Origin of the sequence: Mesorhizobium sp. M0802 (genome assembly GCF_040320115.1) — a bacterium.
Taxonomy (GTDB): Bacteria; Pseudomonadota; Alphaproteobacteria; order Rhizobiales; family Rhizobiaceae; genus Mesorhizobium.
Genome location: NZ_JAMYOY010000003.1, coordinates 1 through 22,253, shown reverse-complemented (window position 1 = coordinate 22,253; position 22,253 = coordinate 1). Strand labels below are relative to the sequence as shown.

The 22,253-nt window shown below is 62.1% G+C and carries 23 protein-coding genes and 1 tRNA gene; 9 read left to right on the top strand and 15 right to left on the bottom strand.

All coding sequences use genetic code 11. The features are described from left to right. Positions 1–10: 10 nt before the first annotated feature. Positions 11–829: a phytoene/squalene synthase family protein gene (locus tag NKI10_RS06025; RefSeq protein ID WP_023741500.1), complete on the top strand. Its 819-nt coding sequence runs from the start codon at positions 11–13 to the stop codon at positions 827–829. A gap of 36 nt (positions 830–865) precedes the next feature. Here the strand turns inward: NKI10_RS06025 and trmFO are convergent, their stop codons facing one another. The 3 genes from trmFO to NKI10_RS06010 form a co-directional block, all read right to left on the bottom strand. Then, positions 866–2,278, bottom strand: coding sequence for a methylenetetrahydrofolate--tRNA-(uracil(54)-C(5))-methyltransferase (FADH(2)-oxidizing) TrmFO (gene trmFO, locus NKI10_RS06020; RefSeq protein WP_023830617.1), 1,413 nt, complete (start codon positions 2,276–2,278; stop codon positions 866–868). Between the two features lie 492 nt (positions 2,279–2,770). Then, positions 2,771–2,914 carry a DUF1127 domain-containing protein gene (locus NKI10_RS06015; protein ID WP_023667673.1) on the bottom strand — a complete coding sequence of 48 codons (144 nt, stop codon included), beginning with the start codon at positions 2,912–2,914 and terminating at the stop codon, positions 2,771–2,773. A 51-nt stretch (positions 2,915–2,965) separates the two neighbouring features. Then, entirely contained in the window at positions 2,966–3,106 is a 141-nt protein-coding gene (locus NKI10_RS06010; RefSeq protein WP_006335194.1) for a DUF1127 domain-containing protein, read from the bottom strand. Between the two features lie 234 nt (positions 3,107–3,340). Between NKI10_RS06010 and NKI10_RS06005 the strand changes: the two genes are divergently transcribed. From NKI10_RS06005 to NKI10_RS05995, 3 genes are all read left to right on the top strand, one after another. After that, complete coding sequence (locus tag NKI10_RS06005; protein ID WP_023739008.1) at positions 3,341–4,453, top strand: DUF2157 domain-containing protein; 1,113 nt, start codon at positions 3,341–3,343, stop codon at positions 4,451–4,453. Beyond that, positions 4,450–5,031, top strand: a complete 582-nt coding sequence (locus tag NKI10_RS06000) for a GDYXXLXY domain-containing protein (protein WP_352859138.1) — start codon at positions 4,450–4,452, stop codon at positions 5,029–5,031. The genes NKI10_RS06005 and NKI10_RS06000 overlap by 4 nt, the downstream gene beginning before the upstream one ends. 75 nt (positions 5,032–5,106) lie before the next feature. Continuing rightward, on the top strand, positions 5,107–6,555 hold the full coding sequence (locus NKI10_RS05995) for an aromatic amino acid lyase (RefSeq protein ID WP_352859136.1): 1,449 nt from the start codon (positions 5,107–5,109) through the stop codon (positions 6,553–6,555). Between the two features lie 101 nt (positions 6,556–6,656). On the opposite strand, the gene NKI10_RS05990 is transcribed toward NKI10_RS05995, so the two are convergent. Continuing rightward, positions 6,657–6,741, bottom strand: a tRNA-Leu gene (locus NKI10_RS05990). A 340-nt stretch (positions 6,742–7,081) separates the two neighbouring features. On the opposite strand from NKI10_RS05990, the gene tig reads away from it, so the two are divergent. From tig to NKI10_RS05970, 4 genes are all read left to right on the top strand, one after another. Beyond that, positions 7,082–8,557: a trigger factor gene (gene tig, locus NKI10_RS05985; protein WP_023681635.1), complete on the top strand. Its 1,476-nt coding sequence runs from the start codon at positions 7,082–7,084 to the stop codon at positions 8,555–8,557. 260 nt (positions 8,558–8,817) lie between these two features. Beyond that, positions 8,818–9,198, top strand: coding sequence for a c-type cytochrome (locus NKI10_RS05980; RefSeq protein ID WP_023667668.1), 381 nt, complete (start codon positions 8,818–8,820; stop codon positions 9,196–9,198). 152 nt (positions 9,199–9,350) lie between these two features. Then, positions 9,351–10,283 carry a heme o synthase gene (locus NKI10_RS05975; protein WP_023807355.1) on the top strand — a complete coding sequence of 311 codons (933 nt, stop codon included), beginning with the start codon at positions 9,351–9,353 and terminating at the stop codon, positions 10,281–10,283. Between the two features lie 179 nt (positions 10,284–10,462). Continuing rightward, positions 10,463–11,284: a DUF2189 domain-containing protein gene (locus NKI10_RS05970; RefSeq protein WP_352859134.1), complete on the top strand. Its 822-nt coding sequence runs from the start codon at positions 10,463–10,465 to the stop codon at positions 11,282–11,284. A 63-nt stretch (positions 11,285–11,347) separates the two neighbouring features. Here the strand turns inward: NKI10_RS05970 and NKI10_RS05965 are convergent, their stop codons facing one another. The 7 genes from NKI10_RS05965 to NKI10_RS05935 all read right to left on the bottom strand — a co-directional run bounded on the left by NKI10_RS05965 (position 11,348) and on the right by NKI10_RS05935 (position 17,797). Further along, positions 11,348–11,746 (bottom strand): cytochrome C oxidase subunit IV family protein, encoded by a 399-nt coding sequence (locus NKI10_RS05965; protein WP_352859133.1) that lies wholly within the window; start codon positions 11,744–11,746, stop codon positions 11,348–11,350. A gap of 9 nt (positions 11,747–11,755) precedes the next feature. Further along, positions 11,756–12,478, bottom strand: a complete 723-nt coding sequence (locus tag NKI10_RS05960; RefSeq protein WP_023667664.1) for a heme-copper oxidase subunit III family protein — start codon at positions 12,476–12,478, stop codon at positions 11,756–11,758. Between the two features lie 13 nt (positions 12,479–12,491). Beyond that, positions 12,492–13,196, bottom strand: a complete 705-nt coding sequence (locus NKI10_RS05955; RefSeq protein ID WP_352859131.1) for a cytochrome c oxidase subunit 3 — start codon at positions 13,194–13,196, stop codon at positions 12,492–12,494. Beyond that, positions 13,193–14,962, bottom strand: coding sequence for a cytochrome c oxidase subunit I (gene ctaD, locus NKI10_RS05950; RefSeq protein ID WP_352859129.1), 1,770 nt, complete (start codon positions 14,960–14,962; stop codon positions 13,193–13,195). Before ctaD ends, NKI10_RS05955 begins: the two co-directional genes overlap by 4 nt. 22 nt (positions 14,963–14,984) lie before the next feature. Beyond that, on the bottom strand, positions 14,985–15,869 hold the full coding sequence (locus NKI10_RS05945) for a cytochrome c oxidase subunit II (RefSeq protein ID WP_352859127.1): 885 nt from the start codon (positions 15,867–15,869) through the stop codon (positions 14,985–14,987). Between the two features lie 177 nt (positions 15,870–16,046). Beyond that, the gene (locus tag NKI10_RS05940) at positions 16,047–17,024 is read right to left on the bottom strand and encodes a DMT family transporter (RefSeq protein WP_352859125.1); all 978 of its coding nucleotides are present in this window, start codon (positions 17,022–17,024) and stop codon (positions 16,047–16,049) included. 131 nt (positions 17,025–17,155) lie between these two features. Further along, positions 17,156–17,797 (bottom strand): glutathione S-transferase family protein, encoded by a 642-nt coding sequence (locus tag NKI10_RS05935; protein ID WP_352859124.1) that lies wholly within the window; start codon positions 17,795–17,797, stop codon positions 17,156–17,158. A gap of 158 nt (positions 17,798–17,955) precedes the next feature. On the opposite strand from NKI10_RS05935, the gene NKI10_RS05930 reads away from it, so the two are divergent. Beyond that, on the top strand, positions 17,956–18,870 hold the full coding sequence (locus NKI10_RS05930) for a LysR family transcriptional regulator (RefSeq protein ID WP_352859122.1): 915 nt from the start codon (positions 17,956–17,958) through the stop codon (positions 18,868–18,870). Positions 18,871–18,895: 25 nt separating this feature from the next. Here the strand turns inward: NKI10_RS05930 and NKI10_RS05925 are convergent, their stop codons facing one another. The 4 genes from NKI10_RS05925 to map all read right to left on the bottom strand — a co-directional run bounded on the left by NKI10_RS05925 (position 18,896) and on the right by map (position 21,986). After that, on the bottom strand, positions 18,896–19,504 hold the full coding sequence (locus NKI10_RS05925) for an isochorismatase family protein (RefSeq protein WP_352859120.1): 609 nt from the start codon (positions 19,502–19,504) through the stop codon (positions 18,896–18,898). 172 nt (positions 19,505–19,676) lie between these two features. Beyond that, positions 19,677–20,075, bottom strand: a complete 399-nt coding sequence (locus NKI10_RS05920; RefSeq protein ID WP_023681625.1) for a RidA family protein — start codon at positions 20,073–20,075, stop codon at positions 19,677–19,679. A 197-nt stretch (positions 20,076–20,272) separates the two neighbouring features. Next, complete coding sequence (gene radC, locus NKI10_RS05915; RefSeq protein ID WP_352859118.1) at positions 20,273–21,040, bottom strand: RadC family protein; 768 nt, start codon at positions 21,038–21,040, stop codon at positions 20,273–20,275. A 112-nt stretch (positions 21,041–21,152) separates the two neighbouring features. Continuing rightward, on the bottom strand, positions 21,153–21,986 hold the full coding sequence (gene map, locus NKI10_RS05910; protein ID WP_023744793.1) for a type I methionyl aminopeptidase: 834 nt from the start codon (positions 21,984–21,986) through the stop codon (positions 21,153–21,155). Between the last annotated feature and the right edge of the window lie 267 nt (positions 21,987–22,253).

Sequence of the window (22,253 nt, the reverse complement as noted above, 5' to 3'; positions counted from 1 at the left end):
TGACATCGTCATGGAGACGGTGCGCGCCGGCGACCATGACCGCTATGTCAGCGCACTCTATGCACCGGCCAACAAGCGCGCGGCGCTGTTTTCGCTTTACGCCTTCAATGCCGAGATTGCGTCTGTCCGAGACCGCATCCACGAGGCATTGCCGGGCGAAGTGAGGCTGCAATGGTGGCGCGATGTCATCGCTGCTGAAGCCGCAGCCACAGGCAACCCGCTCGCCGATGCGCTGAAGGCGACGATTTCTGCCCATGGCCTGCCCAAAACTGCCTTTCGCAACATGCTCGAGGCCCGCATCTTCGACCTCTATGACGATCCGATGCCGTCGCGCACCGATCTCGAGGGATATTGCGGCGAGACGGCGGCCGCGCTGATCCAGCTGGCGGCGATGGTGCTCGATCCCATTGAGGCGCCGCGCTTTGCCGAACTGGCGGGCAGGGCCGGCTGCGCCCAGGCGATGACCGGCCTGTTGCTGCTGTTGCCGCTGCATCGCCGACGCGGGCAATGCTTCGTGCCGGCGGATATCCTTGCCGCGGCCGGCTCGTCGCCGGAGGAGTTCGTCAGCGGCGACGGCGGCCCCGGCGCTCAGCGCGCGGTGGCTGCGATGATTGCATTGGCGCAGGAGCATCTCCGCGCTTTCGAGCAAGGGGCGTCCGCACTTCCGGAAACGCTGCGTCCGGCGTTCCTGCCGCTGGCGCTGACCAGCGCCTATCTCGGCAAGATGGCCAATGGCCGCTCGCCGCTTGGTGGCGCAGCCCGGCTTTCGGCTCTGCGCCGGCATTGGCTGTTGCTCAGGCGCGCAACGCGGGGTTGGCCAGCGAGTTAACGTAAACGTCAATCGCGTTAGGACTCTGAGACTTGGCTATTCAGCAGCTTCCGATGTTTGCGCCGGCAGCCCTAGCCACTCCCGACAATCTGCCCGCGCGCGTGAGGTGATCGCGTGGCGCTTGGCCACCGTCTTGTCCTTGCCGCGCAGGCGTTTGCCTTCGGTCTTCGGTGCTTCCACCGGCGGGAACAGGCCGAAATTGACGTTCATCGGCTGGAACGAGCGTTTGCCCAGCTCGTCGTCGGAAACGATGTGGCCGCCGGTGATGTGGTTGAGCAAGGCGCCGAAGGCGGTGGTGAGCGGTGGCAGCGATGGCGCGTGGCCGAGCCGCTCGGCGGCGGCGAAGCGGCCGGCGAGCAGGCCGATCGCCGCGCTCTCGACATAGCCCTCGCAGCCGGTGATCTGGCCGGCAAAGCGCAGGCCCGGCCGCGACTTCAGCTGCAGCGAGGCGTCGAGCAAGGTCGGCGAATTGATGTAGGTGTTGCGGTGCAGGCCGCCGAGACGGGCGAACTCGGCGTTTTCCAGGCCCGGAATGGTGCGGAAGACGCGCACCTGCTCGGCATGCTTCAGCTTGGTCTGGAAACCGACCATGTTGTAGAGCGTGCCCAGCGCATTGTCCTGGCGCAGCTGCACCACGGCATAGGCTTTTACCGTCGGATTGTGGGCATTGGTCAGCCCCATCGGCTTCATCGGCCCGTAGCGCAGCGTCTCAACGCCGCGCTCGGCCATGATTTCGATCGGCAGGCAGCCGTCGAAATAGGGCGTGCCTTCCCACTGCTTGAATTCGGTCTTCTGGCCGTCGACCAGCGCCTGTACGAAGGCGAGATACTGGTCCTTGTCCATCGGGCAATTGATGTAGTCCTTGCCGGTGCCGCCGGGCCCAACCTTGTCGTAGCGCGACTGGAACCAGCAGGTGTCCATGTCGATCGTGTCGAAATGGATGATCGGGGCGATGGCGTCGAAGAAGGCCAGCGCGTCGGCGCCGGTTGCCTCGGCAATCGACTGGGCGAGCGACGGCGCGGTCAGCGGTCCCGTGGCGATGATCGCCTGGTCCCACTCCGCCGGCGGCAGGCCCGGCACTTCCTCGCGCTGGATGGTGATCAGCGGGTGGGCTTCGAGCTTCTTCGTCACCGCGTCGGAGAAGCCGTCGCGATCGACGGCCAGCGCGCCGCCGGCCGGCACCTGGTTGGCGTCGCCAGCACTCATGATCAGCGAGCCGGCCAGCCGCATTTCGGCATGCAGCAGGCCGACGGCATTGTTCTCGGCATCGTCGGAGCGGAAGGAATTGGAACAGACGAGTTCGGCCAGCCCATCGGTCTTGTGCGCATCGGTGCCGCGAACCGGGCGCATCTCATGCAAAATGACGGGAACACCGGCTTGTGCTGCCTGCCAGGCGGCTTCGGAGCCGGCAAGGCCGCCGCCGACGATGTGGATTGGATTTTTGCTCATGAGCGCCGGAATAATCGCTTGGCGCGCTGTTTGCAATTGGCCGGCTGCACGCGTGGGTCATTGTCGTGCAACGACGGAGCTCGACTTTCTTATGTCCGCGGCGACGCTCTGATGGCGGCGTAAAGCGCCTCGATCGACTGCATGCGCAATTGAAAAGCCTGCCCAAAAACAACAACACCCGCCGCGGGAGGAGGTGCGGCGGGTGTCGTTTTTGGGGCCGATCCTCGGGAGGAGGTGGGGATCGGCCGTATTCGTCATCGCCGGGGAGGAGGTCGGCTTTGACGAAATTCTTTTCGCCGGATCGAGGGAGGCGAAATCCCTGGAAGACGAACTGCGTTCACTTTGGAGACGAACTGCGTTCGGTTTGGAAACAGCGCCCGCCGCGGGAGGAGGTGCGGCGGGCGCCGTTTTGGTGGTCAACCCTCGGGAGGAGGTGAAGGCTGACCGTATCCGTCAGGGTCGGGGAGGAGGTCGACCCTGGCGAAATTCTTGTTAGATCGTCGCCCTGCGGGCGATGATCTTGATCTCGTCACGGACGATGCCGAGATCATGGAGCTGACGGTTCGAAAGGCGACCCAGCTCGGTAACGGTGTCGCGGTAAACGCGCCAGTTACGATAGTTGCGGATCAGGTTCATTGTCGTTCTCTTTTTCAAAACTGGTTCGGACCATTTGCGATCCGAAGAGGATTAGACCGCCTTGCGGGCGACGTAGTGGATGTCGCTGCGGCTGATGCCGAGGTCGGTCAGTTCACGGTTCGACAGGCGGCTCAGCTCGGAGACGGTGTCCCGGTAGCGGCGCCAGTTGCGGTAGTTGCGGATCAGGTTCATGGTAGTGCTCGTTTCGTCTTTCTTCGGATCATTCCGTTTGTGTACGAACAGTAAATAGGCTGGGTTATATCGATTTAAAAGTGCTGTTGGCGCATGGCAGCAATGCAAATTGTGCAATGCAACATTAACGCGCATTCACGCTTCGTCATGAAGAAACCCGAATCGGAAAATGACGTTGCGTCAACGATTTGAGCGGATCGGCTGTCAGAAAGACCAATCTGGGGGAGAAGCGGCATGGCGAGCTATTCGTCGCGGGCGAGGGCCGATATCGGGCGGTGGCTGCAGGCTGGCCTGATCGACGCAAAGACGGCCGATGCGCTTAAGCGCGACATCGACGCCAACGAGCGCAAATCGCTGAGCTTCGGCACTATATTGGCCATGATGGCGGCGCTGCTGTTCGGCGCCGCGATCCTGCTCTTCGTCGCCGCCAACTGGGACGCCATCCCACGGCTGGTGCGGGTCGCGGCACTGTTTGCCGTCATTCTCGCCGGCTATGTCGGCGGCGCGGTGTTGAAGATGCGCGACCATGCGGCGATCGGCGAGGCGCTGTGGATCGTGGCCGCCGCGGCCTTCGGCGGATCGATCGCGCTGATCGGCCAGATGTACCATCTCACGGGTGACGAAGCCTCGGCCATCGTCACCTGGGGCATCGGCACGGCATTTGCCGCGGTGGCGTTGCGCTCGAACCCGCTGACGGTCGCTGCCGTCGGCATATCCGTTGCCTGGCTGTTCGTGCGCGCATTCGACTTTTATGACCGCCCCGTATTTCCGGATTTCTTCGTTATCATGGCGCCGGTGCTTTTTGTCGTCTCGTTCTGGACGCGTAGCCAGCCGGCACGCCACTTGATCATTCTCTCGGTCATTTTCTATATCGCGGTGCGCGGCCTGGACCAGAACACGCTCGCCCTGGCGATTCCTCTCGTCGTGGTGTCGGCGCTGCTGTTTGCGGTTTCGATCTTCGCCGCCGGGCCGGCCGACCGGATCTTGCAGCTCGGCGGGCGGTTGCCTTTGCACGCCTTGATCGGCTTTCTCACCGGGCTGGCGATGATGCAGATCGAACTGGGCGATGACAACGCCTTCAGCAACGGCTTTGCCATTGCGTCGGTCATCGCGCTGGCCGGCATTGCCGCGGCGATCATGCTGGGCGGGCGCGAGAGCAGGGGGCTGCGCTGGGTTGCTTATGCCGGCTTTGCCTTCGAACTTGCCATTATCTACGTCGTGACCTTGCAGACGATGCTCGGCACGGCCGGCTTCTTCCTGGCTGCCGCGGTGCTTTTCGGCACCCTGGCTCTCGTCATCATCCGTGTGGAAAAACGCATGAAGGCCCCGGAAGGAGCGGCAGCATGATGTCGGGAAAGAAACTTGTCATCTCGGCGCTGGTCCTGGCGCTCGTCCAGATCGGCTTCCTGAGCTGGATCATCGCCGGCCGCGCGGCGATCCTGCGCAACGGCAAGGAGGTCTTGCTGAAAGTCGAGCCGGTCGATCCGCGCGATCTGCTGCGCGGCGACTATATTATCCTCGACTATGAAATATCGCGCTTGCCGGTGAAGCTGATCGCCAACATCCCGGCCGGCCAGCTCGTGAGCGAGAACACGCCGATCGTGGTCCGGCTGAAGCCGGGTGCCGAGGGCTATTGGCATGCGACCACGGCCTGGTTCGGCAAGTCTCCGACGCCAGCGACCGCCGACGAAGCCGATATTGTCGGCCAGGTCGCGCCGGGCTGGACGCTTGATCCTGAATCCACGATCGCACCGCAATACGGCATCGACCGCTTCTACCTACCTGAGGGCCAGGGCATGGCGATCCAGAACGACATGCGGGTGCGGCCATTCGGCGTGCGCATCGCGCTCGCCGCCAGTGGCGAGGCGCAGATCAAGGGGCTGATGGACGGCGACAAGACATTGTTTGAGGAACCGCTCTACTAGAAGACATTACCCAGGGCATGGATTTCGGCAACGATCGATCGCTCCGCCCTCATGCAAACCAGACGGGCGAAGACAATGCCGATTACGGTGACGACGCGCGAAGATATCAATCTCCATGCCGTTTTGCGCGTCGCCTGGAGAAACGACACGGTCGAAATCGGCGACAAGGCCTTGCAACGCATTGCCGAATGCCGCGCCTCGTTCCTGAAACTCATTGAGTCCGATCCGCCGCCGGTCATCTACGGCGTCACCACCGCCATGGGCGAGCTGGCAAGCCGCAAGCTCGAACTTGACGAGCGCGACCGCCATGCGCGCATCAAGGCTTTTGCCGCCGCCACATCCTTCGGGGAGCCGTTGCCCGAGCGCGTGGTCAGGGCGATCGTGCTGGCACGGCTGACCAATTTCATCGAAGGCAATGCCGCCACCACGCCGCGCATCGCGCTAGCCGTTGCGGCGATGCTCGACGGTGGACCGATGCCGGTGGTGTCGTCGCAGGGGCAGGGCGGCGCCGGCGAGATCCTGGCGCTCTATCCGCTGTTTGCCGCGCTTACCGCTGGCCTGGAGCTCGAAGTGAAGGAGCGGGGCTCGCTGATCAACGGCTCGCCCTGCGCTGCCGCCCTTGTGGCGGACGCAGCACTTGCCGCACGCCGTCGCGTCGCGATGGCGCACAAGGTGTTTGCGCTGTCGATCGAAGCCTTTCGTGCGCCGCTCGAGCATTATGATGCCGCGCTCGACGGGCTGTGGGGCGACGCGCACGAAGCGGCCGCCTTGCAAGGGTTGCGGCAATACCTGGTTGGCGCCGGCGACGGCCGGCGCAACTATCAGGCGCCGGTCAGCTACCGCATCGTGCCGCGCGTGCTCGGCCATGCGCATCGGGCGCTGGCGGGCGCCGAGCAGGCGGCGACCGTGTCGCTGGCCTCGATCTCGGACAATCCGGTCTATATCCCGCCCGACGATGCGCATCCGCTGGGACGCTGCATCTCCACCGGCGGCTACCACAATGCCATGGCGACACCGGCATTGGACGATCTGGCGGCGATCTGGGCCGATCTCTGCCTGCTTTGCGACCGCCACGCCTCAAAGCTGCTGAACGGCAAGGTGTCGCTGCTGCCCGATCTGTTGATGACCGGGCGGCATTGGGCCGACAGCGATGGCCACGGCAATGTCGGCTATGTCCCGATGGCGATCACCGGCTATCTCGAACAGGCCAAGCTCGCGGCGCAGCGCACCTTCATTCCGGGCACCGAATCGGCCGGCGCCGGCCAGGACGACGTCGCCACCACCGCATTCTTCGCCTGGACCAAGGAAGCGACGGCCGGCCGCTGCCTCGATGCGGCAATGGCGATGCTGGCCATGATCGCCTCGCAGGCCCTGTACGTGACTGAACGCGCCGCGCCGCCGGCATTGCAGGATTTTGTCGCGGATATCAGGAAGATCGTGCCGCCGGTCGACGCCGACCGGGTGCTGGGGCCGGAGCTGGCGAAATTGGCGGAGTGGTTTACCGGTCAAGTGTTTGAAGTGTAGGCCGTCGCCGCCAGTCCTCCTACGCCACGGCTTCGGAGGACACCCTTCGCTTTATCAAGCTCCTGGGTGGCCTGCCACCCGAAGCTCGATAGAGCGAAGGGTGGTGCGGATGAAGGGACTCGAACCCCCACGCCTTTCGGCACTGGAACCTAAATCCAGGGCGTCTACCAGTTCCGCCACATCCGCATTTGTCGGCAATCCCATGTAGCCATCATTCTGTCAATGTCGGGGCGAAAATGGCGTCAATTCGCTGCAACGCGAAGATGGTTGAAAATTGGCCTCGCCTGTGACAAAAGGCGTGTCAAATGTGACGGGACGCGCCGATCCGCTTCTGCAGAATGTGATAAGAAGTAGGAAAAACAAGAACTTATTCACATCTTGGAACGCAGTTTGGAACAATTTGAGCCGTAATTTCGGTCAAATCGCCAGGTTCCGTACCAAAAGCCATTCCCGGCAAGATTGTACCGGCAGGCTGTGAACGGCAAGACGCCGTGGCAGCCTCTTTGGTGAAGATAAAGGTTTTACGATGCAGGTCACCGAAACGCTCAACTCCGGTCTCAAGCGCGAGATCAAGATCACCGTGCCGGCCGGTGATATGGAAGCCAAGCTGATGGCGCGGCTGTCCGACGCCAGGAACAAGGTCCGCATCAACGGCTTCCGTCCCGGCAAGGTGCCTGTGCAGCATTTGCGCAAGGTCTACGGCAAGTCGTTCATGGCCGAAGTGGTCAACGAAATCCTCAACGATTCGACCCGTTCGATCATCACGGGGCGCGGCGAAAAGGCCGCCATGCAGCCTGAAGTGATCATGACGGAAGACGAGAAAGAGGCCGAGAAGATCCTGGCCGGCGGCGCCGACTTCGAATTCCGCCTCAACTACGAGGTCATCCCGGCGATCGAGATCAAGGATTTCTCCGACATCAAGGTGACGCGCCAGGTATTCGAAGTGCCGGACAGCGAGATCGACGAGCAGGTCCAGCGCGTTGCCGAATCGGCGCGAAGCTTCGAGCCGAAGACCGGCAAGGCCGCCGAAGGCGATCGCGTTTCGATCGACTATGTCGGCAAGATCGACGGCGAGGCCTTTTCCGGCGGCGCCGGCACCGACCAGCCGCTGGTTCTGGGGTCCAAGGAATTCATTCCGGGCTTCGAGGACCAACTGATCGGCGCCAAGGCCGGCGACGAGAAGCAGGTCACCGTCACTTTCCCGGAAAACTACCAGGCAGCGCATCTGGCCGGCAAGGAAGCCACCTTCGACGTCACCGTCAAGGAAGTGTCCAAGCCCGGCGCGCTGGAAATCAACGACGAGATGGCCAAGAACCTCGGCTTGGAATCGCTGGAGCGCCTGCGCGACGTGGTGCGCGGCCAGATCGAGAACCAGTTCGGTTCGATGACCCGCCAGAAGGTCAAGCGCCAGCTGCTCGACCAGCTTGACGCGGCCTATTCGTTCGAGGCGCCGTCGAAGCTCGTCGATGCCGAGTTCAACAACATCTGGACCCAGGTCAACCGCGATCTCGAAGCCGCCGGCCGTACCTTCGCCGACGAGGAGACGACGGAAGAAGAGGCACGCGCCGAATATCTGCGGCTTGCCGAGCGCCGCGTGCGTCTCGGCCTGGTTTTGGCCGAGATCGGCGAGAAGGCCGGCGTCACCGTTTCCGACGAGGAACTGCAGCGCGGCCTGTTCGAGCAGGTGCGCCGCTACCCGGCCAACCAGCAGCAGGAAGCCTTCGAGTTCTATCGCAGCAATCCGGAAGCCCTGAACACGCTGCGCGCGCCGATGTTCGAGGAGAAGGTCGTCGACCATCTGCTCAGCCAGATCTCGGTCACCGACGTCAAGGTCAGCAAGGAAGAGCTGATGGCTGACGACGAAGAGGGCGATACCGCCAAGGCCAAGCCGGCGAAGAAGGCCGCTGCCAAGAAGGCCGACAAGGCTGAAAAGGCCGACGACGCGGAAGAGCCGAAGAAGAAGGCAGCCCCGAAGAAGAAGGCCGCCAAGGACGCCGAATAAGCGCCTGACGACAAGATCAGAAAAGGCCGCCCTCGAGGCGGCCTTTTTCGTTGTGGCGGATGTGCCTTGAGCCACCGCAGCCCACCTGAACCTTTGTACGGTCGACCTGTTCTACCTACCGGCCAGATTCTGTGGTACACAGGTAGCGCAATTCCATCTGGGGAGGAGCGGAGAATCTATTCTGCCGTGCAGGGCGCATGCTGGTGCTACCGGCATGTGCAGACCGTCTGAGGAAAATTTGACGATCAGGGAGGAATGCCATGCGCTTGGTTGCGTTTTTCGCCGTCGTTTCCGTTGCAACTTTCATCGCCAATCCATCGCGGGCACAGGACGCCGCGGCGGGCGAGAAGGTCTTCACCAAATGCAAGGTCTGCCACGTCGCAGACCAAGACACCAACAAGATAGGCCCTTCGTTGCATGGCGTTATCGGCCGGACGGCCGGCACGCATCCGGATTTTAAATATTCCGAAGCCATGATCGCGGCCGGCACATCCGGCGTCAAATGGGATGAGCCGACACTGACGACGTATCTTCACGACCCCAAGGCAATGGTCAAAGGGACGAAGATGGCGTTTCCCGGCCTCAAGAAGGACGAGGACGTCGCCAACGTCATCGCCTATCTGAAGCAATTTTCCCCGTAACCTGGCTCTTCGGCCGGCCAGAGCGTTTCACCGTTTCACGGAAACTGCGATCCGCTCGATCTCTTTGTTCTTACGCAATTCCGGGCGGAAAACCCCATACACTTTCCTGGAATTGCTCTAGGCTGCCCGGTTTCCATCGATGGTCGTCTCAAATGTCGGTCAAGGAAAGCCTCAAGGATACCGGCGTCCGCCTCTCGGAAGCGACGGCCAGTGATTTCTTTGCGCTCTTGAAGCCTCGGGTCATGGCCCTTGCCGTGTTTACCGCCTTCGTCGGTCTGATGGTGGCGCCCGGCGCGATGAACCCGGTCATCGCCGTGATCGCCATAGGTGCGATTGCGGTTGGAGCGGGAGCGGCCGGCGCGCTCAACATGTGGTACGACGCCGACATCGACGCGCTGATGTCGCGCACGTCAAAGCGGCCGGTTCCGTCGGGCCGCGTCACGGCCGGCGAAGCGCTCGGCTTCGGCTTGGTGCTTTCCGCACTTTCGGTCATGACGCTCGGCGTGCTGGTGGGCTGGCTTGCCGCGTCACTGCTGGCCTTCACCATCTTTTTCTACGTCGTCATCTACACGATGTGGCTGAAGCGCTCGACACCGCAGAACATCGTCATCGGCGGCGCGGCGGGTGCCCTTCCTCCGATGATCGGCTGGGCGGCGGCCACCGGCGCCATCGGCATTGAAAGCCTCATCCTGTTCCTGATCATTTTCCTGTGGACGCCGCCGCATTTCTGGGCGCTCGCACTGTTCAAGGCCGGCGACTATGCCGCTGCCGGCATCCCGATGATGCCGAACGTGGCCGGCCAGGCCTCGACCAGAAGGCAGATCTTCGCCTATTCACTGCTCCTGGCACCGATCGGAGTGCTGCCCTGGGCGTTCGGATTTACGAGCGGGGTTTATGGGATTGTTTCGGCTGCATTGGGCTCGGGTTTCATCTGGCATGCCTGGAACGCCCTGGTCATCCTCGACAAGGAGATGAAGCCGGCCAAGGCGCTGTTTGCCTATTCGATCTTCTATCTTTTCGCGATCTTTGCCGTGCTGCTTGCCGATACCATCGCGATGCGCGCGTTCATGTCAGCCGGAGGGTGACGGCATGACGCTGTGTTCGGAAACTTCGCCTTCCGGGAGCCTTTTGTAAGAACGGGCGACAAGCTCCAGTCAATGGGGTATATTGATTGCGGTGCAGGTCGCGGTTCGCGTGGCCAGTCATGCAGAACGGCAGCACCGTGATACCGCGACCTTGCCGGACCTGGTCTGGAGGAACGGGCATGACAAGTTTTCACGTGATTGCAGGCGCCAGCGAAACGCTGGAACACACCAAAATCCGAAAAATCAGCGTTTCCGATCTTTTCGATGCGCTCAAGCGCGGTGTTGACGATTTTATGGTCAAACCGTCGCACATCGTCTTTCTCTGCCTGATCTATCCGCTTGTCGGCGTGGTGCTCGCTGCCTGGACTTCGGGCGCCAATGCGTTGCCGATGTTGTTTCCGCTGGTGTCCGGCTTTGCGCTTATCGGTCCATTCGCGGCGATCGGCCTTTACGAGATCAGCCGCAGACGAGAAGCCGGGCTCGAAACCTCCTGGACGCACGCGTTCGAGGTCAGGAATTCTCCGGCCCTGCCAGCCATCGCCGCAGTCGGGATCATGCTGGTTGCAATCTTCATCGCCTGGCTTTTGGCGGCGCAGGTGTTCTACGAATATCTCTTCGGCCCGTCTCCGCCTGCATCGATTCCGGGCTTCATCAATGAAATATTTGCCACCGGACGCGGCTGGTCTCTGATTGTCCTGGGGCACGCCATCGGCTTCGTCTTCGCCGCGGTGGTGTTGTGCACGACGGTTGTCGCCTTCCCATTGCTGCTCGACCGCGACGTCGGCGCCTACGAAGCCATCCACACGTCGGTGCGAGCGGTGCTGGCGAACCCGATCCCCATGGCTGTCTGGGGACTGATTGTCGCCGTCGCCCTGATCATAGGCTCGCTGCCGGTGTTTGCCGGGCTGGCGGTCGTGCTGCCGATCCTGGGTCACGCCACCTGGCATGTCTACCGCAAGGTTGTGGAGCCGCCATCGTCCCCGACGCGGGTCGGCCTCTGACCCCGCAGATCAGCTGATGGGAAGCTTCATCTCCGGTCTTTGACCGGAGATGAAGACTGTGCGTCAGGGCCCCGGTCCGAAGAAGGACAACCGGGTGAGAAGCGTGTAGTCCGCTTCGAAGAGCATCATCGCCACGAACACCAATATCAGAAGCGGCGGCAGGATGATCGCATAGGTCAGCGCCAGCCGCTCCCAGGCCATGTGCATGAACACGGCGACGATCAGCCCGGCCTTGAGGATCATGAAGATCAGGATCAGAGACCATCTGAGATAGCCGTGGATGCCGAGATAATCGACCATGTAGGAGCAGGCGCTGAGGATGAACAGCCATGCCCAGACCACCAGATAGAGCTTGATCGGATGTTCCTGATGAACCTCCGCGACGCCGGTCGATGGCCCTTCATGCGCACGATCAGAGTGCAGCGCGTGTTGCCCGAGGCCGTTTGCGGTTGCTTCAGCCATGTCAGCCTCTCACCAAAGATAGAAGAATGCGAAAATGAACACCCAGACCAGGTCGACGAAATGCCAGTAGAGCCCCATGATTTCGACGTTCTCGTAGCGACCCCTGCGGCTGGTGAAGAAGCCGGGACGTCCGACGTCATAGTCTCCACGCCAGACCTTTCGCGCCACGATGATGAGGAAGATCACGCCGATCGTCACATGCGTGCCGTGGAAGCCGGTGATCATGAAGAAAGTCGAACCGAATTGTGCCGCGCCCCAGGGATTGCCCCACGGCCGTACCCCTTCGGTAATCAGCTTGGTCCATTCGAAGGCTTGCATGCCGACGAAGGTGGCTCCTAGCGCTGCCGTCAGAAGCATGAGGATTGCGGTTTTGCGGCGGTCGCGGCGATAGCCGAAATTGACCGCCATGGCCATCGTTCCGCTGCTCGATATCAGCACGAAGGTCATGATGGCGATCAGGATCAGTGGAATGTCCGAACCGCCGATGCGAAGCGCAAAGACCTCGCTCGGATTGGGCCACGGCACACGTGTGGAGACGCGCGCGGTCATGTAGGAGAGCAGGAAGCAGCCGAAGATGAAGGTGTCGCTGAGCAGGAAGATCCACATCATGGCCTTGCCCCAGGACACGTTCTTGAACGCGCGCTGATCCGAGGACCAGTCGGCGGCGATGCCTTGCCAGCCTGCGGGCCGCGTCTCCGTTTGGCCGGTATGCGTCAGTGTCGTTTCTGCCATGCTCCTCGACCTCCTAGGTCAGCAACTGCCGGCAAATATCGATGAACGTCGCGGCCCAGCCGGCCAAAAGAGAGAAGATGGCGAGCCAGACGAAAAGCAGGAAATGCCAGTACATGGCGCATAATTCGACGCTGAGGCGAAGCCGTTCCGGCCGTGCCCCGTTCCAGGCGCCGACGGTTGTCCTGCCCAGGCCCACCAGCCCTCCCACGATATGCAGGCCGTGCATCCCGGTTATTAGGTAGAAAAAACTGTTGGCCGGATTGGAGGCCAGAAAATAGCCATCGGCGGTCAGGTCCCGCCATGCCATGAGCTGCCCGATGAGGAAGGCGATCGCGGTGAGCCCAGCCGCGGCAAGGCCGAGCCTGACCGTGTCCATCTGGCGCTTGCGCGCCGCGATCGAGGCGCATTGCAGCGCAACGCTGCTCAGCACCAGCATGCCGGTGTTGAGCCAGAGCAGGCGTGGGATGGGCAGCGGCTGCCAGTCCGACAGCGCCATACGCATGAAGTAGGCGCTGGTGAACAGCGCAAACAGGCAGCCGACCACGGCGAGGAAGACACCGAGGCCAATCTTGGCGGTCGGCAGGCTCGATCGGTCGAAGGCGACAAAATCTCCTGCCACACCTTGCTCGAGCCATGGTTTCGCCATCAGCCGCTGATGCGAGAGCCACCAGCCAGCAAAGCCGGCGATCACGAGAAGGAAGACCAGGATGACGCTCATGCCGGCTCCCTTGAGGGGCCGAACGTGCCCGGCATGTTTTGCGGAATGAAGTCCTCCTTGGCGCCCGGCACGCTGTAGTCATAGGCCCAGCGATAGACGATCGGCAGATCCTTGCCGAAATTGCCATGCGCCGGCGGCGTCTGCGGCGTTTGCCATTCGAGTGTCGTGGCTCGCCATGGATTGCCACCGGCCTCGCGCCCATGGCGGATGCTCCAGATAAGATTGAACAGGAAAACGATCTGGGCGAAGCCGACGATAAACGCCATGATGCTGATGAACGAGTTCAGGTGATGCGCCGACTCCGTCATGACCGTCACGTCGGTCAGTTCGGCATAGCGCCGCGGCACGCCCATCAGGCCGATGTAATGCATGGGAAAGAAGATCAGGTAGGCGCCGAGGAATGTGACCCAGAAATGGAACCGGCCGAGCGTCTCGTCCAGCATCCGGCCGGTGACCTTCGGGTACCAGTGGTAGATCGCGCCGAAGATGACGACGATCGGAGCAACACCCATGACCATATGGAAGTGAGCGACGACGAACATCGTGTCCGACAGCGGGACGTCGACGACGACGTTGCCGAGAAACAGCCCGGTCAACCCGCCATTGACGAAGGTGACGATGAAAGCCATGGCAAACAGCATCGGTATGGTGAGATGGATGTCGCCCCGCCACAGCGTCAGCACCCAATTGTAGACCTTGATCGCCGTCGGGATGGCGATGATCAGTGTCGTGGTGGCGAAGAAGAAGCCGAAATAGGGGTGCATGCCGCTGACATACATGTGGTGCGCCCAGACCACGAAGCTCAGCGCGCCGATGCCAACGATGGCCCAGACCATCATTCGGTAGCCAAAAATGTTCTTGCGCGCATGCGTGCTGATCAGATCGGAGACGATGCCGAAGGCCGGCAGCGCCACGATGTAGACTTCCGGGTGGCCGAAGAACCAGAACAGATGCTGGAACAGGATCGGGCTGCCGCCATTGTGCTGTAGCTGTTCCCCCATCTCGACAACTGCGGGCATGAAGAAGGAGGTTCCAAGCGCGCGGTCAAGCAGCATCATCACGCAGGCGACGAACAGCGCCGGAAAGGCGAGCAGCGCCATGACGGTGGCGGTGAAGATGCCCCAGACGGTCAGCGGCAGGCGCATCATCGTCATGCCACGCGTGCGGGCCTGCAGCACCGTCACGACATAGTTCAGACCGCCCATGGTGAAGCCGATGATGAACAGGATCAGCGAGACCAGCATCAGGATGATGCCCCATTCCTGGCCGCCAGGTGTGCCGGTCATGATGGCTTGCGGCGGATAGAGCGTCCAGCCGGCGCCGGTCGGTCCGCCGGGCGCAAAGAAGCTCGACACCAGCACCAGCACGGCAAGGAGGTAGATCCAGTAGCTCAGCATGTTGACATAGGGAAAGACCATGTCGCGGGCGCCGACCATCAGCGGGATCAGGTAGTTGCCGAAGCCGCCGAGGAAGAGTGCCGTGAGCAGGTAGATCACCATGATCATGCCGTGCATGGTGATGAACTGGTAGTAGGCCTCGGGGGTGATGAAATCGAACGTGCCGGGGAAGCCGAGCTGCAGCCGCATCAGCCAGGACAGCACCAGCGCGACCAGGCCGATGGCCGTTGCGGTCGCCGAATACTGGATCGCGATGACCTTGGCGTCCTGCGAGAACACATACTTCGTCCACCAGCTGTGCGGATGGTAAAGCTCCATTTCCGCGACTTCGGCGGGCGGGACGGCATCTGCAGGCGTGATATCGACCATAGGCGGAGCACCTCCGTGCCCTTCAGCGGGACCCGACAGTTTCGAGTTTTGCCGCAACTTCTAGAGCTGACGCCGTCGCGTTGCCCGGCGCCTGTTCCACCGAGCCCGTCTGCTGCGGCGCCGACAACTGCGCGAACGTCTGCTGCTGGTCGAGCCAGGCCACATAGTCCTGCTCGGTATTGACCATGACGATGCCATGCATCATCGGATGCCCCTGGCCGCACAGTTCGGCGCACAGAACCTGGAAGGTCCCGGTCTTGGTGGGGGTGAACCAGAAATAGGTGACCGAGCCCGGTATCATGTCCATCTTGGCGCGGAATTCCGGGACGTAGAAATCGTGCAACACATCAATCGAGCGCAGCAGCATCTTGACCGGCTTGCCGACCGGCAGATGCAGGTCGGCCGCTTCGACCACGACGTCGTCCTGGCCGCTGGGATCCTTGGCGATCACGCCCAGCGGATTTTCAGCGGTGACGTCGCGGGTGTCGGATGTGCCGAGTTTGCCGTCCTTGCCGGGCAAGCGGAAGCTCCACTGCCATTGCTGGCCGACGACTTCGACCACGGTTGCGTCGCTTGGAACGTTGACGAACCGGCTCCAGACAAACAGGCCGGGAACCAGCATGGCGGTAACACCCACTCCGGTGACGATCGTCAGCCACCATTCGAGCCGCTTGTTCTCCGGTTCGTAGGCCGCCTGGTTGCCTTCGCGGTGACGGAAGCGGAAAACGCAATAGGCCATGAATAGGACGACTGCGGCGAAGACGACGCCGGTAATCCAAAAGGTGATGATGATGGTGTTGTCGATATAGTCCCAATTCGAGGCAATCGGAGTCCACCACCATGGGCTCAGGAAGTGGAACAACACCGAGCCCACGACGATCAAAACGAGTACAACCACTATGGGCATGTCCCGTTCCTCCCGGTATTTCAGGGGGCGCGAAGCCGTCCCGGGAAAATACCAAGTGCATCATGCGTGATTTGCGATCGAAATTCTAGAGCCGGTTGTGGAAGGAGCGAAAAATTGCTTCTGCGGCGCCGGACCTTGCTTCGTTGCTGACGCCGGAGCGACACCTGACCCCCCAAATCAGGGAGGGCAGGGGCTGGTTTGATTCGGCTTGCCTTGTTCCAGCGGGATCAAAGCGCCTTGATGGTGATGCAGCCGGCCAAAAAGCAGCACGACGCCGGCGAGCCGCATGCCGGAGACAAGCCGCTGCGGCAGGCGGAACCAGCCGAAGGTGTCGACGAAGATGCCGGCGACCTGCTGGCCGGCCACCGTCAGGCTGACGGCAGCTGCCGCTCCGATGACGGGGATGGCGGTGAACACGGTCGTGACATAGGTGGCGCCGGCAAAACCTCCGAGCCAGCCCCACCAGGGCATCGACGACAGGCCGGCGAGGCGAGGGCGGGGCGTCTTCGTCGGGGCAAGCGCGATCAGAAGCACCGCGGCCATGGCCAGCATCGCCACCAGGAATGAAATGGTGCCGACCGCAAACGGCGCGCCGCCAAGGTCGTGCCGAAGCAAAGCGTTTACAGCGCCTTGCACCGGAAGCACGGCGCCTGCCAGCAGCGCCAGTCCGATCCACCCTGGTTTCGAGGGCGCCAGATTGTCCGCCGCGCCCTTCTGTCCCAGAACGATGAGGGCAGCACCGGCAAGCACGACCAGCATGCCAAAGGCAGGCCCGGCTCGCAGTCCTGCTTCGGGGATCCCGAGCCAGCCGAACGTGTCGAGGGCGAAGGATGCAAGCATCTGCCCGGCGATGAAGAGCCCGACGGACACGACGGCGCCAAGGCGAGGGAACAGAAGAATGGTGGAAACGACATAGAAGGCCGAAGCCATGCCGCCGATCGCGTGCCACCATTCGGCTTGCCGAACGGCAAGCAGCGCCGGTGTCGTTCCGGTGAGAGTTGTGATCGACAACAGCACGATGGCGCCGACCGCGAGCTGAAGCGTAGTCGCGGCAAAGGGTGAGCCGACCGCCTTTGAAAGTTGGGCATTGGCGCCGGCTTGCACCGCAAGCAGGCCACCGGCGACAAGCGCCAGAGGGACGAAGAGGATTTCCACGATCGTATTCCTTGAATGTGGGTGCTGCGGCTAGGGCATGATCCCAAAAAGTGGGTACCGGTTTTTCGAAAAGATCATGCTCCAACAAAGGGTTAGGTCATGATGAGATTTCAACCAAATCTCATCATGATCTAAGCGGCAGCCGATGCTTCAGGCCGGGCGGGAACGGCAATGCCTCTGACAACTGCGGAGCGTCGGCCTATGGCGGCATACCAACGCGCCAGGTCTGGCGCGTCATCGAGGCTGAGGCCGAGCCTGGTGACGGCCGCGTTGATCCATGGCCATGTCATCACATCGGCGATGCCGTAGCTTCTGCCGACGATGTGCTCATGGTTCTTGAGCCGGCTATTGAGCACTCGGAAGACACGTCCGGTTTCGCGCTCAAAACGCTCGATCACGTAAGGGATTTTTTCCGGCGCGAAGATTTTGTAATTCCACAATTGGCCAAGCGTCGGGCCGACATGGGCCGCCTGGAACAAGGTCCAGGTCAGCGTATCGTCCGCTTCCTGCGCGCCCACCGGCTGAAGCTTGCCCGACCGTCGCGCCAGGTAGTGCAGGATGGCGCCGGATTCGAAGACCGTGCGGCCGGCGTCCCGGTCGACGATCACCGGGATCTTGTTGTTGGGGTTGAGCGCCAGGAAATCAGGCTTGGTCTGGTCGCCCTTTTCGATGTCGACCAAGCGGACCGAGTAGGGCAGGCCGACCTCTTCCAGCATGATCGAGGCCTTGTGCCCGTTGGGTGTCTGGCAGGTGTAGAGTTCTATCGGCGTCATGGCTCTTCTCCGCGACCGTTCTTTCGTCGTTGGACTCCATATGGCGTGCGTGCATGCGCAGATCGACATGCCGATTCGCCCGCTCGCTCTGCGTTTTTGCACAGTGAAGCGTCATTTGACTCGCAGAGCGCAGCGCTTTCTCTTATCTTTCTGCAAGAATGCACAGCTCGCGCGATATCGACTGGGAAGATCTGCGCATGGTGCTGGCCGTCGCCGATGGCGCTTCGCTAGCGGCGGCGGCTCGGATCCTGGGCGTGAACCACACGACTGTGCTGCGGCGCGTCAACGCCTTCGAGGCGCGGCTGGGTATCCGCCTTTTCGATCGGTTGCCGACTGGTTATGCCCTCACCCCGGGCGGCGAGGAACTGCTGGGCGCGGCACGCACAATGGCCGAGACGGTCAATGAACTGGCGCGCAAACTGTCGGGGCAGGATCTCAGGTTCGAAGGCAGGTTGCGGGTCACCACCACCGATACGCTGATGGCGTCGGTGCTGCCGCCGATCCTGGCGGCGTTTCATAAGCTCCATCCCGGCATACGGGTCGAGGCGATGACGCAGAATTCCATCGCCAACCTGACGCAAAGGGATGCAGACGTGGCGATCAGGCCGGTGTCGCAACCGCAGGAAATCCTGGTGGGCCGGCGCATTTCGGGCGTCGCCTTCGCCGCCTACGCGACACGTTCCTACGCCGAAACGCTACCCCCGGAGCCGAGATTGGGTGCGCTGCGCTGGATCGCGCCCGACGACAGCCTAGCCAACACCGGCGTCGCCCGCTGGATGCGGTCGTCGCTGCCCGATGTCGAGATCGCCATGCGCGCCGATTCCCTGGTGACGATGTCGTATGCGGCGGGCGCCGGTATCGGGGTTGCGGCGCTGCCCTGTTATCTCGGCGACAGCCTGCCCGGGCTTGTAAGGGTCGGAGGGCTGATCGAGGAGATTGGCTCGGCGCTGTGGGTGCTGGTGCACGACGATTTGCGCCGCACGGCGCGCGTCCACGCCTTCACCAAATTCGTCTCCGGCGAATTGCAGCAGCGGCGCGACCTTCTTGAGGGCAGGCTCGGCGCCGGAGCTTGAGACGCACGCCAGCTGACGCTGGGGTTCAACTCTGCAACAGGTTCCCAAGCTCTGCGACGGTCATCACGCGCCCGAACACCTTGCCTATGATGTCGAGGGTTGCATTGTGCGATGGCTCGTCCAGTCCGCCATTGGCGTCGCTGATGAAAGCCACCTTGTAGTCGCGCATGAAGGCGTTCCGCGCGGTGGATTCGCAGCAGATGCTGGTCACGGTGCCGATGATGATCACCGTGTCGACCCGGCCTGCGCCACGGATGTTACGCAACACCGTCTCGAGCTGCGTGTTGTGGAGGTGCTTCTTGATGACGACATCCCCAGGCAAGGGCGCAAGCGCGGCAACGATTTCGGCGCCGGCGCTGCCTTCCCGCATTCCTTTGGTTTTCAGCTTCGGCTGATAGCCGGTTTCCAGCGGCGAGATATCGAAATGGTCGCTGAGCACATGCTGGGTGTAGATAACCGGGACGCCTTGCGCGCGGCAAAGCTCGACCACCTGCCGCATCGCCGGAATGCGATGGCGGGCCATGGCCACTTCCATGACGGCGCCCTCATCGACGAAGTCGCTTTGCATGTCGATGACCAGGAGGGCTGCGCGTTGCTTGTCGAACGCCCATGGTTCGTCGCCGGGCTGGGGCATTGCGTGTTTCCTGTTTCCGACGTTGATCAGGTGAGCAGCAGGCTCTTCATCGAGACATCGCAATTCCTGCCGATGACGATGTGATCGTGGATGGATGGAGAGATCAAGGTCGTGGCAATCTCGCAGCGAGTTCCGGGATTTGTTTGGGCGACTTGACGCGTCCTCGCCTGGCCTACGGGTCGATGACCGCGATCGCATCGATCTCTATCAGGTAGCCGGGAGACATCACCGCTATCCCGACCACTACGTTTGCCGGCTTGTGATCGCCGAACAGCTCGATCTGGGCCGCTTCGATGATCGGCACGTGTTCGTCGCGTTTGTAATCGACGATGTAGATCGTGATCTTGCAGACTTGCTCGGGCCGAGCGCCGGCGGCAGCAAGCGCTCGGCCGAGATTCCCGAACGCCAGGCGCGCCTGGACTGCGAAATCACCATGGCCAACGAGCTTGCCGTGTATGTCTTCTGGCTGCTGGCCCGAGACGAACACCAGCTTGCTTCCTGTCGCAACGACGACCTGGGAGTACATTTCCGGAATCGGCAAATCATTTGGATTTATGCATTCGAGCGTCATTGAATAGATCTCCTGCAATGGCTGACGGGAACTGGCTGCTTCGTATTCGCGAGTCTACGACATTGTCGCCGAAGCGGGCGCTTCCGTCGCAATATCACTTCTACACCGCAAGCGTGGGCGTTTGAGCCAAGCCGGAATGTTGCTGATTGGCTCGCGAGCGGTGGCGTTTGGGATGACGGCACCGGCGCCCATCAGGCTCAGATCAGCAGCAGGCCCTTCATCGAGGCGTTGCCTTTCTTGCCGATGATGATGTGGTCGTGGACGGCGATGCCGAGCGGCTTGGCGCTGTCGATGATCTGCTTGGTCATTTCGATGTCCGCACGCGATGGTGTCGGATCACCTGATGGGTGGTTATGCACCAGGATGACGGCGCTGGCCGATAGTTCCAGCGCGCGCTTGACCACTTCGCGCGGATAGACCGGCGTGTGGTCCACGGTGCCGACCTGCTGTACCTCGTCGGCGATCAGCACGTTCTTCTTGTCGAGAAACAGGATGCGGAACTGTTCGCGGTTCTCGAACGCCATCGCCGAGCGGCAGTACGCGAGAAGCTGCGTCCAGTTGGACAGCACCTCGCGGTCGCGAACCTCGGTCCGCGCCATGCGCTGCGCGGCAGCGGCAATCACCTTCAGGTCGACCGCCACGGCGGGGCCGATGCCCTTCACCTCCTGCAGCAGCGCCACCGGTGCGCCAAGCACTTCGCCAAAAGTGCCGAAGTGCGCCAAGAGCGCCTTGGCGATCGGCTTGGTGTCGACGCGCGGGATCAGGCGAAACAGCAGCAGTTCGAGAAGTTCGTAGTCGGGCAGGGCGTCCGCGCCGCCGGCAACGAAGCGCTCGCGCAAACGGTCGCGATGGCCGTGATAGTGTGGCTTCTCCGCCGATTTGTCTCTTGGTGCCTTGTCCTTCGCCGGTGGTTCAAGCCACCGCTCGGAGAAGAACCCCCGTTCGTCGTCACCGCTGTTCCCCATCCATCCCCCACACTCCCCGAAGGCTTCGACGGCAGATTAGAGCGGTAAGCAGCGCGCGGTCGAGTTTTTTCGGCGACGGCGCCTCAAAGCCGCGGCTTGAGGCGATCTTGTTTCAGCTGACCGCCGGCAGGCCGGGGCGGTCGAGCTTGTTTGGCGACAGGGTGAAAATCTCGCAGCCAGTTTCGGTGACGCCGATCGTGTGTTCGTACTGCGCCGACAGCGAGCGGTCGCGCGTCACCGCCGTCCAGCCGTCCGACAGCACTTTCACATGCGGCCGGCCAAGATTGATCATGGGCTCGATGGTGAAGATCATGCCCGGCCGCATCTCGACGCCTTCCGAGGCGGTGCCATAGTGCAGGATGTTGGGTGCGTCGTGGAACAGCTGGCCAACGCCGTGGCCGCAGAAATCGCGCACCACCGAGCAGCGCTCTGCCTCGGCATAGGTCTGGATGGCGGCGCCGATGGCGCCGGTGCGGGCGCCGGGCCGGACCGCCGCGATTCCGCGCATCAGGCACTCATGAGTGACTTCAAGCAGGCGTTCGGCGGCGCGCTTGATGGTGCCGACGGGATACATGCGCGAGGAATCGCCGTGCCAGCCGTCGAGGATGTAGGTGACGTCGATGTTGACGATGTCGCCATCCTTCAACGGCTTGTTGTCTGGAATGCCGTGGCAGACGACGTGGTTGATCGAGGTGCAGGACGATTTGGTGTAGCCGCGGTAGTTGAGCGTCGCCGGTAGCGCGCCTTGGTCCATGCCGAATTCGAAGACGAAACGGTCGATGGTCTCGGTGGTGACACCCGGCTGGACCATCGGCACCAGTTCATCAAGGCAGCGCGCGGTGAGATCGCAGGCCTTGCGCATGCCGGCAAATCCTTCTTCGCCGTAGAGGCGGATCTGGCCGGTGTTCCTGAGGGGTGCCGTGGCGGCGTCGAGATAGGTGACCATAGTGTCCGTTTGCCTGTAAGCGGGCGGCGCATATCAGCCCGTTAGAAAATTTCCCCAGATCTGGCACTGCAAGCCGCAAGGTTCAAGGAAGAACTGCCGGCAATGGACTGATACTGGCGATATTCCTGGCTTGCGCGGCCGCTCAGATGACATCCAGGTGCGCGATCTCCTCCGAATGCTGTTGTAGCGCGCAAAATCGGTTGGCACCTCCGCGCAACTTCATTTGGCACCAACTTTTGGTCCTAAAACGGTCTTAAAACGGGGCTT

What these genes read in the sequence shown, in the direction of transcription:
- NKI10_RS06025 (WP_023741500.1), top strand. Translation starts at nt 11, where the DNA reads ATGGAGACGGTGCGCGCCGGCGACCATGACCGCTATGTCAGCGCACTC.
- trmFO (WP_023830617.1), bottom strand. Translation starts at nt 2,278, where the DNA reads ATGAGCAAAAATCCAATCCACATCGTCGGCGGCGGCCTTGCCGGCTCC.
- NKI10_RS06015 (WP_023667673.1), bottom strand. Translation starts at nt 2,914, where the DNA reads ATGAACCTGATCCGCAACTATCGTAACTGGCGCGTTTACCGCGACACC.
- NKI10_RS06010 (WP_006335194.1), bottom strand. Translation starts at nt 3,106, where the DNA reads ATGAACCTGATCCGCAACTACCGCAACTGGCGCCGCTACCGGGACACC.
- NKI10_RS06005 (WP_023739008.1), top strand. Translation starts at nt 3,341, where the DNA reads ATGGCGAGCTATTCGTCGCGGGCGAGGGCCGATATCGGGCGGTGGCTG.
- NKI10_RS06000 (WP_352859138.1), top strand. Translation starts at nt 4,450, where the DNA reads ATGATGTCGGGAAAGAAACTTGTCATCTCGGCGCTGGTCCTGGCGCTC.
- NKI10_RS05995 (WP_352859136.1), top strand. Translation starts at nt 5,107, where the DNA reads ATGCCGATTACGGTGACGACGCGCGAAGATATCAATCTCCATGCCGTT.
- tig (WP_023681635.1), top strand. Translation starts at nt 7,082, where the DNA reads ATGCAGGTCACCGAAACGCTCAACTCCGGTCTCAAGCGCGAGATCAAG.
- NKI10_RS05980 (WP_023667668.1), top strand. Translation starts at nt 8,818, where the DNA reads ATGCGCTTGGTTGCGTTTTTCGCCGTCGTTTCCGTTGCAACTTTCATC.
- NKI10_RS05975 (WP_023807355.1), top strand. Translation starts at nt 9,351, where the DNA reads ATGTCGGTCAAGGAAAGCCTCAAGGATACCGGCGTCCGCCTCTCGGAA.
- NKI10_RS05970 (WP_352859134.1), top strand. Translation starts at nt 10,463, where the DNA reads ATGACAAGTTTTCACGTGATTGCAGGCGCCAGCGAAACGCTGGAACAC.
- NKI10_RS05965 (WP_352859133.1), bottom strand. Translation starts at nt 11,746, where the DNA reads ATGGCTGAAGCAACCGCAAACGGCCTCGGGCAACACGCGCTGCACTCT.
- NKI10_RS05960 (WP_023667664.1), bottom strand. Translation starts at nt 12,478, where the DNA reads ATGGCAGAAACGACACTGACGCATACCGGCCAAACGGAGACGCGGCCC.
- NKI10_RS05955 (WP_352859131.1), bottom strand. Translation starts at nt 13,196, where the DNA reads ATGAGCGTCATCCTGGTCTTCCTTCTCGTGATCGCCGGCTTTGCTGGC.
- ctaD (WP_352859129.1), bottom strand. Translation starts at nt 14,962, where the DNA reads ATGGTCGATATCACGCCTGCAGATGCCGTCCCGCCCGCCGAAGTCGCG.
- NKI10_RS05945 (WP_352859127.1), bottom strand. Translation starts at nt 15,869, where the DNA reads ATGCCCATAGTGGTTGTACTCGTTTTGATCGTCGTGGGCTCGGTGTTG.
- NKI10_RS05935 (WP_352859124.1), bottom strand. Translation starts at nt 17,797, where the DNA reads ATGACGCCGATAGAACTCTACACCTGCCAGACACCCAACGGGCACAAG.
- NKI10_RS05930 (WP_352859122.1), top strand. Translation starts at nt 17,956, where the DNA reads ATGCACAGCTCGCGCGATATCGACTGGGAAGATCTGCGCATGGTGCTG.
- NKI10_RS05925 (WP_352859120.1), bottom strand. Translation starts at nt 19,504, where the DNA reads ATGCCCCAGCCCGGCGACGAACCATGGGCGTTCGACAAGCAACGCGCA.
- NKI10_RS05920 (WP_023681625.1), bottom strand. Translation starts at nt 20,075, where the DNA reads ATGACGCTCGAATGCATAAATCCAAATGATTTGCCGATTCCGGAAATG.
- radC (WP_352859118.1), bottom strand. Translation starts at nt 21,040, where the DNA reads ATGGGGAACAGCGGTGACGACGAACGGGGGTTCTTCTCCGAGCGGTGG.
- map (WP_023744793.1), bottom strand. Translation starts at nt 21,986, where the DNA reads ATGGTCACCTATCTCGACGCCGCCACGGCACCCCTCAGGAACACCGGC.